This is a genomic window from Thalassospira sp. SM2505 (assembly GCF_054901115.1).
Genome location: NZ_CM142731.1, coordinates 2,820,150 through 2,838,647, shown reverse-complemented (window position 1 = coordinate 2,838,647; position 18,498 = coordinate 2,820,150). Strand labels below are relative to the sequence as shown.

The window sequence follows — 18,498 nt, the reverse complement described above, 5'->3', positions numbered from 1 at the left end:
TTCCTTGGCCGCCCGAAACCAAAAAAACGCTCATAAAAGAAGGCTAGGTCTAACCAATGGCGGAAAAATCACAAAATGTTCAGGACGTATTCCTGAATTATTGCCGTAAAAACAAAACGCCGGTTACCGTGTTTCTGGTCAACGGAGTCAAATTGCAGGGCATCATCACCTGGTTTGACAATTTCTCTGTTTTGCTGCGGCGCGATGCTCATACCCAGCTCGTTTACAAACACGCGATCTCGACGGTAATGCCGACGACCCCGATCAAACTGTTTGATCCGAGCCAGCCTGCGACGGACGAAGAAAATAGCTGACGAATCTCTGACTTCGGGGGGCGGCGATGCGCCCGATACCCCCCGGGTCCTAGTTTTCCATCCGGATCTAAAACGCGCGGACCAGAAAGCGTCCTGGCGCGACGCGTCTTCACGTCTGGATGAAGCGGTCAGTTTGACTGGCGCATTGGAATTTGACGTGGTGGGCGCGGATATCGTGCCCATTGCAAAAACACGCCCGGCAACCCTTTTCGGGACCGGTGTCGTTGAGCGGCTTGGTTTGCAAATCAAGGCCGAAGAGGCCGATATTGTCATGATCAATGGCCAGCTTTCCCCGATCCAACAGCGTAACCTGGAACGTGAATGGAAATGCAAGGTTATTGATCGAACCGGCTTGATCCTTGAAATCTTTGCCGATCGTGCGCGCACCCGTGAAGGACGCTTGCAAGTTCAACTGGCATTGCTCAGCTATCAGCGATCCCGCCTTGTGCGGACCTGGACGCACCTTGAACGTCAGCGTGGTGGTCGCGGGTTCCTTGCCGGTCCGGGTGAACGCCAGATCGAGATTGACCGTCGCCTGATCGGAGACAAGCTTGCGAAATTGCGTCGCGAGCTTGAAGAAGTCAAACGGACGCGCGAACTTCACCGCGAAGCTCGCCGCCGGGTGCCTTATCCGATTGTGGCCCTTGTCGGTTATACCAACGCCGGAAAATCGACTCTGTTTAACCACCTGACGGTGTCCGAGGTTTTTGCCGAGGATATGCTGTTCGCGACGCTTGATCCGACCATGCGTGGTTTGATCCTGCCAAGCGGTCGAAAGGTTATTCTGTCTGATACGGTGGGGTTCGTTTCGGATTTGCCGCACGATCTTGTCGCGGCGTTCCGTGCGACGCTTGAAGAAGTTCTTGAAGCAGACCTGATCGTTCATGTGCGTGATGCATCATCGCCCGAGACCGAGGCACAGAAGCTTGACGTGCTTGAAGTTCTCAAGGCGCTTGGTCTTCAAAAGGCAATTGATGGCGAAGAACTGGTCGAGGCGCTTAACAAGATCGATCTTCTTGAAGGTGAAGACTTTCAGGCCGTGCTGGAATATGCATCCCGTCATGACAACACCATTGCGATTTCGGCGGTAAAAGGCCGCAATTGTGATGCACTGCTTGAATTGATCGAGGATCGTCTGACCGAGGACATGCCGGTGTTTGAGCTGTGCGTGCCTTATTCGGACGGTAAGTCACTGGCCCGTCTTTATGAGCAGGGCGAAGTCTTGCAGCGGAGTGAAGGTGCGGACGGAATTTCAATCCAGCTACGCGTTGATACGACGCGTGTTGGTCGGTTCGAAGACTGGTGTGCCAAGGCCGGGCTTGAAGTGCATCTGATATAGTGCGTAATCAGGATTACCCAGTGGGAGAAGTAGCGTGGCGATAAAAGTCGATATGGATAAGGTTACCGAAATTATCCGGGAGGTATCGGCAACTGAAATCGCTCCGCGCTTCGGTCAGCTTGATGATGCCGATATCGATACCAAAACCCACGCGCTTGATCTTGTCACCATAGCAGATACCGAGGCCGAGCGGGTTCTAACCGCACGTTTAACCGATCTGTTGCCCGGCAGTCTGGCCCTGGGCGAAGAGGCAGCACATGCTGATCCGAAGTTACAGGACAAGGTTTTTGCCGGCACCGACCCGTTCTGGATCATTGATCCGGTCGACGGCACCAAAAACTTTGCCCATCATCGCCAGCCATTCCGCTGCATGGTCGGTTTGTATTACGGCGGCGAAACTGTCGCAGCCTGGATTGTCGATCCGATTGAAGGTGCTGCAACCGTCGCCGAAAAGGGGGCCGGTACCTGCTATCAGGATCAGCCGGTTTCTGTGCGTTCAGACATTACCAAAGCCCGTGATGCAAAGGGCTTTTTGATTTCCTATGCCCGTGATCGCATTCGCAAGCATTATGGTCATCTCGATTTCTTTGATGACGTTGCCCATTATTCCTGCTGTGGCGCGGAATATGAGGAAATGGCGCGCGGTGCATATGATTTTTGTGCCTATCGCACCTTAAAGCCCTGGGATCATGCGCCGGGTACGCTGCTTGTTCGTGAGGCTGGCGGTTTTGCGCGCTATATCATGTCTGACAAGGACAACGAATATAACGCCAATGCCACAGCCCCCGGACTTCTTTGCGCAAGTTCCGAGGATTTGTGGCACGAAATCAACGAAATCCTTTTGCCGCTATTTTCCTGACTCTATCAACGACAAGATCGCAAGATTTGTCAAATCGCACCGTGATAGCGTTTTCAAATTGCACAACAAATGCATGAGAGAACGATGAATAAATTACATGCCCAGCGTTCCTATCAGGACCGTCTTACCCGTGTTCAGGCCTATATTCATGATCATCTGGCAGATGATCTGGATTTGAACAGCCTTGCTGAAATTGCCTGTATGTCTCCGACGCACTGGCATCGCATTTATCACGGTGTGTTTGGTGAAACCGTGGCTGCGACAGTCAAGCGGGTGCGCCTTCATACGGCCGCCGGAATGCTGGCCAACAGCGAAATCCCAATTGATGATATTGCAAAGCGGTGCGGATATCCGAATTTGCAATCCTTTACCCGTATCTTTTCCGACAGCTATGGAATGCCGCCCGCCCGCTATCGCAAGGAAGGCAGTCATCGGAAGTTCCAGAATGCCGTTGATGAAGATCAGGGAGCACTCGTTAGTGGCCCATGGGACGTGGAAATCCGGAACGTGCCTGAGATGTCACTTTTGACCATTCATCATCACGGATCATTCATGCAAATCGGCGAGGCGTTTGATCGCCTGTTCGGCTGGCTTGCCGTTCGCGGGCTGGTTGGACCCGATATCAGGTTGATCGGTGTTTATCACACTGATCCTGATGCGTATCGTGAAGAAGACCTGTTTTCAAGGGCAGGAGTGCTTCTTGAAAACAGTCAGGCCGTTGATGTTGAGGTGCCGGTTACACGCGCAACTGTTGCGGCTGGTCGGTATGCCTGTCTTCGCTACAAGGGTCCATATGCCGATATGAGGGCGGCCTATTTGTGGTTATTTGGCAAATGGTTACCGCAATCTGGTGAGGAAGTGCGTGAGGGGCCTGTATTCGAGGAATACCTCAATAATCCACGAGAAGTGGCACCGACAGAATTGCTGACGGAAATCTATATGCCGCTTGAAGGCTGATACCTGGATGCAAGAACGGGGTTGGTTACGCCTGACCCCGTTCGACCTTCTTGGCCAAGTCCCAAAGATTGTCCATTTCTTCCAGATCAGATTGCGCTGCAGTTCGGCCATCGCGGGCGAGTTCATCTTCGATGAAATGGAAGCGTTTGGTGAATTTGTGATTGGCACCGCGCAAGGCAACTTCTGGATCGACCCCGATCTTGCGTGCCAGGTTTGCCATCACAAACAGCATGTCGCCCAATTCATCCTGCAATCGGCCCGGGTCAGGATTGTCGGTCATCTCGGCTTTAAGTTCGTCAATTTCCTCGTGAAGCTTGTCAAAGACTTCGTCGGTGCTTGGCCAGTCAAACCCGACACGTGCCGCGCGCTTGGTCAGTTTCTCGGCACGCATCAATGCGGGCAGGGCACTTGCGACGCCATCAAGCGCGCTATGACGGTCATGACCCTTTGTTTCGGCCTTTTGTGCGCGTTCGGCGGCCTTGATCTTTTCCCAGGTCTGATTAACGCCGTCGGTGGTTGTTGCATCGCCATCGCCAAAGACATGCGGATGACGGCTAATCATTTTCGAGACGATGCTGTTGGCAACATCTTCAAAATCGAAATGCCCGGCTTCCTTTGCCATCTGGGCATGGAAAACCACCTGAAGCAAAAGATCACCCAGCTCATTGCAGAGTTCAGGCATGTCGTTATCGGCAATTGCATCGGCTACTTCATAGGCTTCCTCGATGGTGTAGGGGGCAATTGTCGAGAAATCCTGTTCGAGGTCCCAGGGGCATCCGCCATCGGGATCACGCAAGCGCGCCATGACGTCAAGAAGGTCGTTGATGGCTTTGCTGTTTTGCGTGCTCATGCAGATAGTCCCCGTTTGAAGTTTGCTTGCGGTGTTCCTGTTAGTCCTATCGCGGTGCATCAATGCTGACAAGTCTCTGATCTGGGCAAAACAAAACCCGCAAGCCGTATGGTGCTTGCGGGTTTTGACGTGATGTCAGGATGCCTGTTGCCTTATGCGGCTTTGAGCTTTTCCTGTTTGTTAGCGCTCTCATCACCGGAATCTTCGGTGTTTGCGCTTTCTGATTTCTTGCCTTCGACAAGGCCGCGATGCAGGGCAATGACTGCCTTGTCGAAATCGCCTTCGGCGACGACAAACTGAAGATCAACCCGACGGCTCGGATAATGAGATGCCACAAGTTCGACACCTGCTTCATCAAGGATCGAGACTGAACGGGCAAACAGGCCCGGCTGGGCGATATTTGCGCCAATCACAGAAACAATCGCGACCTTGCGGGTCTGAACGGTTGCTTCGGGATGCTTGGCTTCGATTTCGTCAACGCAACGGCGGATCTGTTTCAGTGGTGCCGATACATAATGCGTAATCGTGTTGGCATTCAGGTTCTTGGTGACGGTTGGAACCTTATAGCGTTTCAGAACGCTGAGAATTGATTCCTCGCCCCCCGGAACACCAACCATGTCCTGATTGAAGACTTCAATTTCGAACGCAGTCGGAACGCCGGTTACAATTTCAACGCGGCTGTTTTCCGGGTTCCAGTGATCATCGATCACCGTGCCCGGATGTTCCGGTTCAAAGGTGTTCGCAATCCGAAGCGGAATATCATTCTGACGCAGGCCCTTGGCTGCGCGCGGGTGGATGGCTTCCATGCCCATGTTCGACAGCTGATCGGCCACGTCATAGCTGGTCCGGCCAATCGGGCGAACGGAATCCTCGCCAACGATGCGCGGATCAGCACTCGAAAGGTGGAATTCCTTATGAATGATTGCTTCGCGCGCCTTTGTCAGACAGGCAATCCGCGAGAACGTGACTTCACTGTAACCACGACCATAGATGCTCATCAAACCTTCACTGCACTGGGCATATCCGGTTGCAATGGCAAGCTGGCTTGGAAGGTCGATATCGGTGAATACTTTTTCGATACGACCATCAAGTGTTGATGCCTCGGGCTCGCGCCAGCCGGAAAGATCGGCAAAGACCGCATTCACGCCTTTGGCACGCAGCAACAACATGGTGTTATGCGCACTATGTGCCTCGCCAATGGCAGACAGCATTTCACGTACAGTCAGTAAATGCTTTTCAAGTTTGAAATGCCCGAAACTGCAAAGACGGTGAAGGTCCATCAGGCAACTGCGTGTGCCTTCTATGCGTTCCTGAACAAAGGCATTGGCCAGTTTCAGTTCCGGGGCGTCACCAAAGATCTTCTCGTTGATTTCGCACATCCTTTCGGAAACTTTGGTCAGGGCATCACCCCATGCCCAGTCGGTTTCCGATCCGGCATATAGCTGATAGACGCCTGCTTCGCCGGTTTTCTTGTTTTCCAGCAGAAGGTCGGTGAAACCGCCATATGCTGAAACGACAAAGACCCGGTTATAGAGCTCTTCCTCGCTACGATTGCCGACCAGAATATTGTCCATGACCGCATCAACCTGGGTCATAGACGTACCACCGATCTTGTGAACGCTATGCCCAGCGTCCGATTTTTTCTGGGCTGAAAGCATGTTGCCTCCTTTGGGGGCGTTTCCTTGAAAGATTATTGGCTCGGAAAGTTTAAGGCGGTCGTTACCGGCCGCCTCAAGCAAGTGTCCTAGCTTGCGAGCGCATCGCCATCGAGCGGATAAACACCGTTCTCGTCATGAACCTCGCGACCGTTAAGCGGCGGGTTGAACGCACAGGCGACAACCATGTCCTCGGTGCCGCCGCGCAGATAGTGGCGGTCATGCTTGTTCAGGATGTAAACCGTTCCCGGCTCGATCTTGTATTTCTTGCCATCTTCGATGGTTTCGACTTCACCGTTGCCCGAGATGCAATAGACAGTCTCGAAATGGTTGGCGTAGCAGATCTCGGTTTCCGTGCCGGCATAGATGGTGGTGATATGGAACGAAAAGCCCATGCCATCATCGGCAAGCGACAGACGGGTGCTTTCCCAGTTATCCGAGACCACACGGCGACCGGATGCTTCACATTCTTTCAGGGTGCGAACAATCATTTGTAACTCTTTGATCTAATGAAGTTGTGGGGCAGGGCGACGCGACGGTGCGTCGCCCCTGTCATATTATTCAGCAGCAGCTTTGGTCGGTGCAACATCCTTGCCCATGGCTTTGGCCGTTGCCAGCTCAAGGATGTCGAGACCATGTGCCAGATCCTGCTTGGAGATGATCAGCGGGACAAGGCATTTCACCACTTCGTCTTCCGGACCACTGGTTTCGATCACCAGATTATGCCTGAAACATTCCTTGGTGACTTTCGATGCCATTTCGCCACTTTCAAAGCAGATACCCTGCATCAGGCCACGCCCCTTGCGGTAAAGTTTGCCATCACCATAACGTTCGGCAATTTCTTCAAGGCGCTTGCCAAGGAACTCGGCCTTGTCGCGCACATCTGCTGCAAAGGCATCGTCAGACCAGAAGAGGTCAAGTGCCGCTGCCGCCGTGACAAACGCATGATTGTTGCCGCGGAAGGTGCCGTTATGTTCGCCGGGACGCCAGACGTCGAATTCCGGTTTGATCAGGACGACTGCAAGCGGCAGACCATAGGCCGACAGCGATTTTGACAGCGTGATCATGTCAGGCTTGATGCCCGCAGGTTCGAAGCTGAAGAATGTGCCGGTACGGCCACAGCCCGCCTGAATGTCATCGACGATCAGAAGGATGTCATGCTTGCGGCATACTGCTTCAAGATTTTTGAGCCAGCCAAAATCGGCCGCATTCAGACCGCCTTCACCTTGAAGGGTTTCAACGATCACGGCCGCCGGAAGGGCAACCCCGCTTGAGTTGTCTGACAGAACACGGTCAAGATACTCGGTGGTATCAGCGCCATCGCCCATATAGCCGTCAAACGGAACAGCAACCGCGTTATCAAGTGATACGCCAGCCGCGCCGCGATGATGTTCATTGCCAGTGATGGCAAGCGAACCCAGCGTACAGCCATGGAAACCGTTGGTGAAGGAAATGATGGTTTCACGACCTTTGACGCGACGGGCCAGCTTCAGGGCTGCTTCCACGGCATTGGTGCCGGTCGGGCCGGTAAACTGGACCTTGTATTCCATGTCACGCGGCTTGAAGATTTTGGTTTCAAGCGCATTAAGGAATGCTTCCTTGGCCTTGGTGTGCATGTCCAGACCATGGGTGATGCCGTTCGATTTGATGTAATCGATCAGTTTCTCCTGCAGGACCGGATGGTTATGGCCATAGTTCAGGCTGCCGGCACCGGCAAGGAAATCAAGATAACGATTTCCGTTCTCGTCGGTAAGCCAGGCGCCTTCGGCACTTTCAAAAGTAACGGGGAAGGAGCGTGCATAGCTCTGGACTTCCGATTCAAGGCGATCAAATACAGTCATGGTTCCCTCTTTCAGATTGGGAAAATCAAATCCACATGTCATGCCAAACGTTCCGGCGAGCCGGTTGTTCCAAAAACGGTATGGCCGTTTGCTGCATGCGCTGGGAGTGGTCAGGTTGGTCTAATCAGGCCGCGACGCGTTCAACATCTTCACGTTCGAACGGTCCGATCTGCCACAGAATTTCGCTGGCAGCGGCCCCCTCAAAGTGGGTTTCGCGTTCGAACTGGACCTTGCGTTTGACGTCGGCGCCAAGCTCACGTGCGACTGAACGGAAAACGCCTTGCGACGGTGCATTGGTCGAGGTGATTGTCGTGTTCAGTTCGGTCACGTTGTGGCATGCCGGACGGTCCAGAATGTCAAGGATCAGGCGTTTAGCCAGACGTAATCCGCGTGCCTTCGGTGATACGGCAACCTGCCAGATAAAGAGCTGGTTGTTCTTGTTCGGAACGATATAGCCCGAGACGAAGCCGACAGCTTCGCCGTCAAGTTCCGCAATCGCGCAGGTGTCTGCAAAGTGCGAACATTGCAGCAGATTGCAGTACATCGAGTTTTCATCCAGAGGCTTACACTCGGCGATGAGGTTGTTTACCGTAGCGCCGTCAGTGGCCTTGGGTTTTCGGATAATCAGGTTGGCTTTCTGGCCGGTATTGCCCTTTGTGGTGGCAATTTTCATCGGTCTGCCTGTTCTGTTATTTCGATATGCGATCATTCATGTCGCAGAAGATGTATAGAATATCGATATAAAATGATCAACCCTTCGACTGTGAAATTCCTGTGAAATGCACTAAGTTACTGATAAATATGACAAGTATAATTAATCGAACATCGATAATGATGCGCTGAGAATGAGGAAAAATTCTTTCCTTAAAATAACGATTGTCGATGTAATAACCAATAGAAAATCGATGGAAGTATGTCGTAAAACGTTGCGTAGCGCGGGGTGTGCGGCTAAAACAGGTTCTGCAGCAGAACAATAATTTTCGCCCGGATCGTCAAAATGGACAAATTGCACGAAGCTTTGATCTCAATTCGCAGAATCCTGCGTGCGAGTGATATTCACGCCAAGAAACTTGGTAAAATCACCGGGTTGAAAACATCACAGCTTCTTGTTTTGCAGTCACTGGAAGAGTTCGGCGAGATGACGGTCGGGCAGATTGCCGCCAAGGTCAATCTTGCACAGGCATCTACCACATCACTTGTCGACAAGTTGCAGGCGATGGGATTGGTGTCTCGCGAACGCGGTGATACGGACAAGCGTAAAGTCTTTGTGCGCCTGACCGAGGAGGGCGTGCTGACCCTTGATCGTGCGCCAATGGCCTTGCATGACCGTTTTTCCGACAAGTTCAACAATCTTGAGGAATGGGAACAGACATTCCTTATCGCGGCGTTGCAGCGTGTATCGGGCATGATGGATGCAAGCGACATCGACGTTGCGCCATTGCTAGATCACGATGTTATTGTCGATAAGCGCGACTAGGTCCGGTAGCGAGTGATCGAACCATTTTTAAAGTTACTTTAAATGTTGTCGACCTAAGGCGCTGGTATATAAAAATCTGGTCGAAAGTTCCGGTATTCAGTTAGCCCGGAAGGCCTTTCTTGCGATTGATATGGCGTTCGAACCATTTCGCCATGATCGGGGCGAGTAGCACAATCTCGAAAATGCGCACGATATGATGGAATGCGACAAAGCTTGGTTCGACATTCAGTGCAAGTGCGATCAATGACATCTCGGCGACACCGCCCGGGGCAAAAGCCAGAAGGACTGCAATAAAGTCAAGGTCCAGCCACTGCGCCACAAACCATGCAATGACACCGGTAAAGGCAAGGACGACGACAGTGGCAAGGACTGAATAGACTGCCAGTCGACCAAGGACAGCAAGCTTTACCCCTGAAAAGCGACTGCCGATGGCTGAGCCAAGGATCAGCAAACTCCCTGCCAGCAACCATCCGGGAAGATTGCCCTCAACCGTGCCAGTGACGTGCAGCACCATGCTGGCGGCCATGGCGCCGGTCATGTATGAGGCGGGTACCCTGATCTTTCGAAATACCAGAATGGTGAGAAGGGCGCAGATTGCAGTAAGCGCACCTTCGCCAAGAGACATCTGAACGGCTTCGCTATCACCATGACCACTTGCAACGACGCCGGTGATCATCAGGACGATAAGGGGGGCTGACATCACCAGCAACAGAACACGCAGCCCCTGTGTCAGGGCAATTTCCTGTTCGTTGCCACCTGCAGCAGCCCCAAGGACGACCATCGGGGTCAAGCCACCCGGGGTGGCCGAAAACAGTGCAGTTGCCGGATCAAGACGGGCAACCTTGGTATAAAACCAGGTGATGATCACCGTGATGACTGGTACGTAAAGGAGGACAGCGATCATGCTGATCGGCCAACGCGCCGCCTGATCAAATGTATCGGGCGTGAAAGACGCCCCAAGGAATATTCCGATCACGCCAAGAATGGCTGAACGGAACTGCATCGGGATGCCCATCGGGACACGCAGAAGGCTTGCGATAAAGGTCGCAAGCATTGGCCCCATCATCCAGGCCAGTGGCATGTTAATCGAATGGGCTATCAGCCCGCCGATCAGGCCTATGCCAAGTCCGATAGAAAGTTTTTTAAAGAATTTCGGCGTTAAAACACGGGAAGTGCAATTGATCCAACTGTCATTGGAAGGATCGTCCTGTGTTCTGCTCATTATGCTTCAGCCTTGTTCTTTTCAATCTGCTCTAGGAAACCATCAATGGCATCGCGCAGTCGGGATGCTTCGGTATTCAGGGTGTTGGTCGCCCGCGAGACATTTTCCGAACCGTTATGAACACGCTCGGTTTCATTATCAAGCGCGCCAACGGCCTCTGCCACTGTGCGCATACCGCCATTGGCATCCTGAATACTGTTTGAAATGCCTGCGGTTGATGCCTGTTGTTCTTCAACGGCGGCCGCAATCGCTGCTGCGGACTGGTCAACCTCTCCAATTACGTCGGCAACGCTATGAAGGGCAGCGATGACATTGTCGGTCAGTCCGCGGATCTCTTCGACCTGGCTTGCGATCTCGTCCGTTGCGCGGGCGGTTTGCGAGGCAAGGTTTTTAACTTCGCCTGCGACCACGGCAAATCCCTTGCCTGCGTCACCGGCGCGGGCGGCTTCGATCGTGGCATTCAGGGCAAGAAGGTTGGTCTGACTTGCAATGTCTTCAATCAGACTGACGATATCACCAATCCGTTGGGTGGCATTGGTCAACTGATCAAACAGGGCACGGGAATGCTCGCTTTCCTCGCGGGCGCGCCCGGCAACGGTGGCAGAATTTTGCGCTTGCTGTCCGATTTCCGCGATGGCTTCGGACAGGCTGGCTGTGGTGTGCGATACCGCTTCGATATGGTGAAGTACCTGTTCGGAATGCTGATTTGCGTCTGCAGAGCGGGCACTGGCATGGTTGGCAATCTGCTCCATGTCGCTTGCCGAACCGTTGAGCGAACCAAACTCGCGATCAAAGCCCGACAGGGCCTCCTGAACCGAACGCTGGAAATGTTCGGTTGCCTCGATCAGGTTTTGCTGACGCTGGCGTTCAACGCCACGGATACGTTCGCGCTCCTTGCGCAAGGTTTCAGCCTCGCGCGATTGATCGCGCAACACAGTGACCGAGCGCGCAACAGTGCCGATTTCGTCCCGCCGCTGCCCGCCGCGGATATCGATATCAAGATCACCATTGGAAATCTTTTCAATCAGTCGCGCCAAATCGGTCATCGGGCGTGAAATACGGCGCGACACAAAGACAGAAACGATCCCGGCAATAATCACCACCAGGACGGCAACAATGACAAAGACGCGTTGCAAAGCTTCGGCCTTTGACGAAGCTTCGGCAAAGGAGGTCGTTGCGATGTCGTGGGTCTTGGCAAGAATATCGTTCAGCGGAACCTGAAGTGCCTGAAACGTCTCGTCAGCCTGCGCGATAACTTCAAGCGCGCCATAGATATTCATTTCGCTTTCAACAAGGAACTGATCGACCTGTTCCATGTATTTTGCGTAATTGGCTGCAAATTCATCGCCGCCAACGGCGGCCAGTCGTTCTGCCATCGGGGCCAGTTCGGAGGACAGCTTGCTGACCTTTTCGCGCAGGTCCGGTACAACGGCGGCATTAATACCGTTTGAATCCCATGTCAGAATGCGAAACAGCGATCCGTGAGCCTCGTTAAGCGCATTGCTTAAGGTCAGCGCATCGGATCGCCGTTCATAGGCTTCGACGCGAAGGCTGGTGAGTGTGGCTTTCTCGCTTTCGAGGGTTGCGACAGTCGCAACGCCCATTGCGATAATGACGATCATAAGGAAGACCGGAACCAGCAGGGTTTTGGGGCCGATCGACAGATTATCAATAAAACGCATTCACCCGTTTCCTTCTTGTCGATTAACGTCGCTTCCTAGAGTTCGCCGTCATTGGGAACAGCCTTGCGGCCGCGCATCCATTCGCGGAAGTTTCCGATCAAAGGTGCAGAGAGGAAAAGAATACTGATCAGAAGAATGACAAGGGTGATCGGACGTTCCCAAAGGAAGGAAAGGGAACCGTCACTGATTGCCAATGCGCGACGCAGGTTTTCTTCCATCATCTTGCCGAGAATGAAGCCAAGAAGCATCGGTGCCATCGGATAATTCAGCAAACGCAGGCCGATTGCGATAGCGGCGGCAAATACCATCATCTGAATGTCCATGGTGTTAAAGGTTACCAGATAGACACCAACCAGCGAGAAGAACAGAACGAACGGCACCAGAAGCTGCTGGGGCAGGGCCAGAAGACGGGAGATGTAGGGGATAAGTGGCAAATTGAGGATCAGCAGAACCACGTTGCCGATATACATCGAGATGATGACAGACCAGAACACAGCGGGCTGCTCGACAAACAGGCGCGGGCCCGGCTGAACACCATAGGAAATCAGTGCCCCCATCATGACAGCAGTTGTACCGGAACCCGGAATACCCAGTGTCAGAAGTGGTACAAATGAACCCGAACAAGCAGCGTTATTAGCCGTTTCCGGTGCCGTAAGGCCGCGAATGGATCCCTTGCCAAACTGAAGCTTTTCCTTGGCCGATGCCAGATTGCGTTCCATGCCATAGGCAAGGAAGGATGCAATGGTTGCGCCCGCACCCGGTAAAACACCTGTAAAGAAGCCGAGAATGGAAGAACGGCCGATGACCGGTACCATGGTTTTGACTTCTGCCTTGGACAACTTCATTGATCCAAGGCTTTTAAGGGCCTTTTCTTCGTCCGAGCGGGTGTCTTTGGTCGGACGGAGGATCGAAAGAAGGGCTTCTGACAGTGCAAAGGTCGACATTGCAAGCAACAGGAAGCTGATACCATCGACAAGATCCATGCTGCCAAAGGTAAAGCGAGCAACACCCGCCGCCGGATCGGTCCCGATGGTCGACAGCATGATGCCAAACAGCGTCATCGTGATCGCCTTGAGAACCTGGCCTTTACCGGCAAACGCAGAAACTGCTGTCAGTCCCAGAACCATCAGGGCGAAATAATCGCCAGACTGGAAGGACAGTGAAACCGATGCCAGGGCAGGGGCTGCAACCAGCAGGAAGATTGCCGCAATCGTACCGCCCGAGAAGGAGGAATATGCCGCAATCGCCAATGCCTTGCCCGCCTGACCCTTCTGGGCCATAGGATAACCGTCAAAGGCAGTTGCGACTGTACCGGCAACGCCCGGCGCATTGATCAGAATAGAAGATGTCGAACCGCCAAAGATCGCCCCGTAATATACACCAGCCATGAGGATCAGGCCGGTTGACGGATCAAACCCGTAGGTAATCGGGATCATCAGTGCGATGGCGGTGATTGGGCCAAGACCGGGAAGCATCCCGATGAAGGTGCCTGCGAAACAGCCAACCGCAACCATCAGAAGGTTGATTGGCATTACAGCGGTCGACAGACCGGCAAAAATTCCATCAAGCATCGTTTGAGATCCAACCGAGATAATAGAAGAAATCGCCCGGGGTCAGGTAAATACCCATCAGGTACAGCAGCCCCCAGAATGCGAGTGTGACAAGAACGGCCGTCAACACCAGAACCAGTGGACGTCGTTCGCCAAGGGTATAGAAACCGCCCATCAGGAAGAGTGATGTCGAGATCGGGAAGCCAAGCTGGCGGATCGTCAGGCCATAGAACACCATCAGGGCCGCAAGAATGACGACACGTCGCCATTTCAGGCCACGAAAGGCATCCGAGAGACTGCCAGCGTCTTCATTGGCCGGCAGGATCAATTGGATGAAGGAAACCACGCCCAGAATCCAGGCAAGTGCATTAGGGAGGGTTCTGGCATTGAACGGAGCATCCTCATCGCCAAACAGCAGCGGAATGTCACCGACGTAAAAGCCATAAATCAGAGCAAGGCATAGGAACAGCAATGCGCCGAATTTGTCGCGATTGATGGACATGGCGTGGTTTCCTTCGGAGGTCTTTTTACTTGTGTTCTAAAGGCTTACTTCAGGAAGCCGAGATCGCGCATCAGGTCGCCAACGACCTTTTCCTGATCTTCCATGAAGGCAGAGAACTCGGCGCGCGGCTTGTAGATTTTTTCCCAGCCGTTACGTTTGCGAACGGTTTCCCATTCTTCAGTGGCCTGAACGTCTTTGAGAACGGCAGCGTAAGCGTCTGCTTTTTCAGCCGACAGGGCCGGGGAACCGAAATACCCGCGCCAGTTAACGAATTCAGCATCAATGCCAATTTCGCCCAGTGCCGGAACGTCAGGAGCAGCTTCAACGCGTTCTTTCGACGTTACAGCAAGAATGCGGATCTGACCTGCTTTGGCCAGTTCAAGCAATTCGCCCAAGCCGGTTGACAGAACTTCGGTCTCACCCGACAGAAGGCCTGCAATTGCCTTGCCGCCAGCATCGTACGGAATGTATTTAACCTGTTTGGCGTCGCCGCCGCCTTTCTGGACAGCATAGGCCGCTACGATATGGTCCATGCCACCACGTACCGAGCCGCCACCGAATTTAACCGAGCTCGGATCGGCTTTGACGGCTTCGACAACATCGGTGAAAGACTGGAATTTGCTGTCTGCCGGAACGGCAAACGCTGCGTATTCAGCAACGACTGCTGCAATTGGGGTCAGATCACGGAACGACTGCGGAAACACACCGGTCAGCGAACGTACGATGATCGGGGTGGAGTTGACCATCAAGGTGTTATCAAGGCGATCAGCGGCCTCGATCATGTATGCAATGGCTTTACCGCCGCCGCCGCCAGACATGTTTTCGTAGGATGCGGTACCAACCAGACCGGATTTGGTCAGTGCTTCGCCGGTGCCACGTGCCGTGCCATCCCAGCCGCCGCCAGCGCCGCCCGGAATGACGAAGTGAATTTCTTTCATTTCTGCGGCTTTGGCATCCATTGCGCCAAATGCAGCAGTGGAAACAGCAACTGCGGTTGCTGCGGCAATAAATCCGCGACGTGAGAACATCGTCAGCTTATTCATCAGGGTCTCCTCCAGACACTAAAGCATTTTCCCAGACCACCCGTTTGGCGGTCGACCGATCATCAGGAACAAAACTTCAGCAAGGAAGAACGTTGAAACCCGCTTAGCGGATGCAACAATGCCATCTGCATGCAGGTATTAGGTTGTCCTCCCTTGCCGATATTCTTTTTGTTTGTTCCGGGTGCTTCGTTGAAACCCCCGGATCGGCAGTGGAAGGACGTTAACAGTCGAACCTGTCATCAACCTGTCATTGCGGATAATTCGGTGAAAAAATTTCACATGATTTATGCGATATTGGCAAAAATGAAGGAAAACCGGGATCAGGCAGACAACTTCTTGCCGCAATCATCTGCATGGGACTGCAATGAATTCAGCATCTTGAGGCGTTTTTCAGATGTAAAACGACTACCGGGACCAGAAAGGGTCAAAACACCCAAAAGGTGATACTGACGATCAAGGACCGGGACTGCGATCGCGGAAATATCCGGATCACGTTCCCCGTCGCTTTGCGCAAACCTGTCTCCAAGAACCTCGATAGCGCGATCATCAACACCGTTTCCCCAGGCACGAATGACATGCCCCGCGGCACCTCGATCACAGGGCAGGATTGCACCCTCTTCAAGATGGTGGCGCAAGCTGCTCGGTGAATTTTCCCGAAACAGACAAAGGCGGTTGGAGCCCTCAGGCACATAGAATGAGGCAGTTTCGCCACTTTGGGCGACCAGCGCCGACAGGTGCGGGCGCACGACATCATCCATTCGATAGGATCTTCGATAGATTGATCCCAGTCGCCACAATGCCGGGCCTAATCGATAACGTCCGCGACCGGAGGACATCAGAAACCCGTGTGACTCCAGCGTTCCTGCCAGTCGTGACAGGGTGCTTTTATACATTCCGGTACGCTCAGCGAGTTCCTTGAGCGAAAGATCCGGATCCTGATCCGTAAAGACATCAAGAATTTTCAGGGCCCGTTCCACGGCACTAACGTTTTGTTCTGACATGAAAAGTGATCTCTCTGTTGGGTTGCTGCGGTGTTCGGCGACCGGTTTGCATTTCGCACGGGTCATAAATTCTATATAATAGAACATAATTCTACCAGACAGAATTTAAGGAGGACCCATGAACGGAACAAAATCTTTGTCCGGCATCACAGTGCTTGATCTGACAAACGTGCTGGCCGGGCCGTTTTGCTGTCATCAGCTTGCTCATCTTGGTGCAGAAGTAATCAAGGTCGAGGCCCCAGGGCGTGGTGACCTTGCCCGACAGCTGGGTGCCGATATGGGGTTGAATGAAAAGCTGATGGGCGTCTCCTTCTTGGCGCAAAATGCCGGAAAGAAGTCGATTACCCTGAATCTTAAAGATCCACGTGGCAAAGATATCCTCAAGAAACTGGTCAAGAAGGCCGACGTTCTTGTCGAGAATTTCAGGCCCGGCGTTATGGACAGGCTCGATCTTGGCTATGACGTTCTGTCAAAGGTAAATCCCGCACTGGTTTACTGTGCGATTTCCGGATTTGGTCAGACTGGCCCGATGAAGAAACTTCCGGCCTATGATCAAATCGTGCAGGGCCTGTCCGGTATCATGACGATCACCGGGACAGAGGAGACGGGAACCTATCGCGTCGGCTATCCGATGGCCGATACGATTGGGGGCATGACAGCTGCATTTGCCATCAGTTCGGCCTTGGCTGGAAGAGCTCTTGGCAACAAGGATGGTAAAGGCTGTTTTATTGACATTTCGATGCTGGAATCTGTTATCGCGACCATGGGGTGGGTGGTTTCAAATTATCTCATTGCTGGCAAAGAACCGACCGCGAACGGCAATGATAACTTCACCTCATCCCCGTCAGGTGCGTTCAAAACAGCAGATGGTCAGATCAATATCGCCGCCAACAAACAGGAGCAGTTCGAAGCGCTGTGTGGTGTCCTTGGTCTTGAGGACCTGATCGGCGATGAGCGGTTTACATCACGTAAGGAACGACTGGAGAACCGTGACACACTGACCGGACTGCTTGAAGCCGTCCTGACGACACAGGAAACGGACCACTGGGTTGAGAAATTCAACGCAGTGGGTGTTCCTGCCGGTGCCGTTCTTACTGTGCCACAGGTTCTTGCACTTCCGCAGATTGCTGATCGCGGGATGCTGGCAGCCTTTGAAAATGTTCCCGGTGCGGATCGTGATATCCGAATTTTGAAGACCGGGATCAAGATGGACGGGGTTGCACCGTCGGTCGATATGCCGCCCCCCGAACTTGGTCAGGACAATACAGATATTCTCTCGTCGCTTGGCCTGTCTGCTGACGAGATCACAACCTTGTCCAAGGAGGGCGTACTATGAATGACAAGACCGCAAAGGACATTGAAAACGAAGTCAGTGACTGGTGGCAGACCGATATCATCGATATGGAACCTGGGAAAATCCACTATGCCGGTTACCCGATTGAGGATCTGATCGGCAATGTCAGTTTCCCGACCATGATCTGGTTGATGACACGCGGTGAATTGCCAACCGCGGATCAGGCAAAGCTTCTTGAGGCAGCGCTGGTTGCGGCCGTTGATCACGGGCCGCAAGCGCCCAGTATTGCAATTGCACGCATGGCGGCGACTTGCGGTGTTGGCCTTAACAACGCGATGGCAAGTGCTGTTAATGTGTTAGGCGATGTTCACGGTGGCGCGGGTGAGCAGGCGGTGACGCTTTATCACGATATCTCAAAGCGCATGGGCGCAGGTGCCACGTTGCGTGATGCCGTGGCATCGGGGCTTGATCATCAGATTGCAGAGCACGGCAAACATATTCCGGGCTTTGGACACCGTTTTCATCCGGTGGATCCGCGTGCGCCAAGACTGCTGGAACTGGTCAGACAGGCATCGAGCCACGGTTACGTAAGCGGACAGTTTGGACAAATTGCCAGTGCAATCGAGGATGAATTGCTTGCGCGTAAAGGAAAGCGCATTCCAATGAATATCGATGGTGCGACCGCCGTGATCTATGCCGAGCTTGGTTTTGCTCCGGAACTTGCACGCGGTTTGTTCTGCCTGTCGCGGTCGGTGGGCATTCTTGCCCATGCCTGGGAGCAAACACAACAGGGCGGACGCAATAAGGGGCCGATCCCGCGCCGACTGATCTGGAACTACAATGGTCCGGAACGTCGGGATGTCCCTGATACTGCCAAATCCGGTTTTGATAACCACTAAGGATGAATGGTGG

18 protein-coding genes are annotated in these 18,498 nt (G+C 53.2%); 7 read left to right on the top strand and 11 right to left on the bottom strand.

Annotated features, from left to right (window positions below; translation table 11 throughout):
- Window positions 1-56 precede the first annotated feature (56 nt).
- The 4 genes from hfq to ACTU44_RS13345 all read left to right on the top strand — a co-directional run bounded on the left by hfq (window position 57) and on the right by ACTU44_RS13345 (window position 3,469).
- Window positions 57-314, top strand: a complete 258-nt coding sequence (gene hfq, locus ACTU44_RS13360; RefSeq protein ID WP_007089557.1) for an RNA chaperone Hfq — start codon at window positions 57-59, stop codon at window positions 312-314.
- 7 nt (window positions 315-321) lie between these two features.
- Window positions 322-1,653 (top strand): GTPase HflX, encoded by a 1,332-nt coding sequence (gene hflX / locus ACTU44_RS13355; protein ID WP_404969461.1) that lies wholly within the window; start codon window positions 322-324, stop codon window positions 1,651-1,653.
- Window positions 1,654-1,687: 34 nt separating this feature from the next.
- The gene (locus ACTU44_RS13350; protein WP_462095658.1) at window positions 1,688-2,512 is read left to right on the top strand and encodes an inositol monophosphatase family protein; all 825 of its coding nucleotides are present in this window, start codon (window positions 1,688-1,690) and stop codon (window positions 2,510-2,512) included.
- An 84-nt stretch (window positions 2,513-2,596) separates the two neighbouring features.
- Window positions 2,597-3,469, top strand: coding sequence for an AraC family transcriptional regulator (locus ACTU44_RS13345; protein ID WP_462095657.1), 873 nt, complete (start codon window positions 2,597-2,599; stop codon window positions 3,467-3,469).
- A gap of 25 nt (window positions 3,470-3,494) precedes the next feature.
- On the opposite strand, the gene mazG is transcribed toward ACTU44_RS13345, so the two are convergent.
- From mazG to ectA, 5 genes are all read right to left on the bottom strand, one after another.
- Window positions 3,495-4,319 (bottom strand): nucleoside triphosphate pyrophosphohydrolase, encoded by an 825-nt coding sequence (mazG, locus tag ACTU44_RS13340; protein ID WP_462095656.1) that lies wholly within the window; start codon window positions 4,317-4,319, stop codon window positions 3,495-3,497.
- 152 nt (window positions 4,320-4,471) lie between these two features.
- Window positions 4,472-5,977: an aspartate kinase gene (locus ACTU44_RS13335; RefSeq protein WP_336081012.1), complete on the bottom strand. Its 1,506-nt coding sequence runs from the start codon at window positions 5,975-5,977 to the stop codon at window positions 4,472-4,474.
- A gap of 86 nt (window positions 5,978-6,063) precedes the next feature.
- Window positions 6,064-6,465 (bottom strand): ectoine synthase, encoded by a 402-nt coding sequence (locus ACTU44_RS13330; protein ID WP_068519046.1) that lies wholly within the window; start codon window positions 6,463-6,465, stop codon window positions 6,064-6,066.
- Window positions 6,466-6,531: 66 nt separating this feature from the next.
- On the bottom strand, window positions 6,532-7,815 hold the full coding sequence (ectB, locus tag ACTU44_RS13325) for a diaminobutyrate--2-oxoglutarate transaminase (protein WP_462095655.1): 1,284 nt from the start codon (window positions 7,813-7,815) through the stop codon (window positions 6,532-6,534).
- A gap of 124 nt (window positions 7,816-7,939) precedes the next feature.
- On the bottom strand, window positions 7,940-8,488 hold the full coding sequence (ectA, locus tag ACTU44_RS13320) for a diaminobutyrate acetyltransferase (protein WP_336081006.1): 549 nt from the start codon (window positions 8,486-8,488) through the stop codon (window positions 7,940-7,942).
- A gap of 324 nt (window positions 8,489-8,812) precedes the next feature.
- Here ectA and ACTU44_RS13315 point away from each other — a divergent pair, with 324 nt between their 5' ends.
- The gene (locus ACTU44_RS13315; RefSeq protein ID WP_114097479.1) at window positions 8,813-9,292 is read left to right on the top strand and encodes a MarR family winged helix-turn-helix transcriptional regulator; all 480 of its coding nucleotides are present in this window, start codon (window positions 8,813-8,815) and stop codon (window positions 9,290-9,292) included.
- Between the two features lie 100 nt (window positions 9,293-9,392).
- Here the strand turns inward: ACTU44_RS13315 and ACTU44_RS13310 are convergent, their stop codons facing one another.
- The 6 genes from ACTU44_RS13310 to ACTU44_RS13285 form a co-directional block, all read right to left on the bottom strand.
- A complete protein-coding gene (locus ACTU44_RS13310) occupies window positions 9,393-10,514 on the bottom strand; it encodes an AbrB family transcriptional regulator (RefSeq protein WP_462095654.1) in 1,122 nt (373 codons plus the stop codon).
- Window positions 10,514-12,196, bottom strand: coding sequence for a methyl-accepting chemotaxis protein (locus tag ACTU44_RS13305; protein ID WP_462095653.1), 1,683 nt, complete (start codon window positions 12,194-12,196; stop codon window positions 10,514-10,516). The genes ACTU44_RS13310 and ACTU44_RS13305 overlap by 1 nt, the downstream gene beginning before the upstream one ends.
- 35 nt (window positions 12,197-12,231) lie before the next feature.
- Window positions 12,232-13,767: a tripartite tricarboxylate transporter permease gene (locus ACTU44_RS13300; RefSeq protein WP_114097482.1), complete on the bottom strand. Its 1,536-nt coding sequence runs from the start codon at window positions 13,765-13,767 to the stop codon at window positions 12,232-12,234.
- Window positions 13,760-14,248, bottom strand: a complete 489-nt coding sequence (locus ACTU44_RS13295; protein WP_114097483.1) for a tripartite tricarboxylate transporter TctB family protein — start codon at window positions 14,246-14,248, stop codon at window positions 13,760-13,762. Before ACTU44_RS13295 ends, ACTU44_RS13300 begins: the two co-directional genes overlap by 8 nt.
- Before the next feature lie 44 nt (window positions 14,249-14,292).
- A complete protein-coding gene (locus tag ACTU44_RS13290; protein ID WP_336080997.1) occupies window positions 14,293-15,291 on the bottom strand; it encodes a tripartite tricarboxylate transporter substrate binding protein in 999 nt (332 codons plus the stop codon).
- 320 nt (window positions 15,292-15,611) lie between these two features.
- Window positions 15,612-16,292, bottom strand: coding sequence for an IclR family transcriptional regulator (locus ACTU44_RS13285; RefSeq protein ID WP_462095652.1), 681 nt, complete (start codon window positions 16,290-16,292; stop codon window positions 15,612-15,614).
- Window positions 16,293-16,410: 118 nt separating this feature from the next.
- Here ACTU44_RS13285 and ACTU44_RS13280 point away from each other — a divergent pair, with 118 nt between their 5' ends.
- Entirely contained in the window at window positions 16,411-17,628 is a 1,218-nt protein-coding gene (locus tag ACTU44_RS13280) for a CaiB/BaiF CoA transferase family protein (protein ID WP_462095651.1), read from the top strand.
- Window positions 17,625-18,485: a citryl-CoA lyase gene (locus ACTU44_RS13275; protein WP_462095650.1), complete on the top strand. Its 861-nt coding sequence runs from the start codon at window positions 17,625-17,627 to the stop codon at window positions 18,483-18,485. The genes ACTU44_RS13280 and ACTU44_RS13275 overlap by 4 nt, the downstream gene beginning before the upstream one ends.
- Window positions 18,486-18,498: the final 13 nt, after the last annotated feature.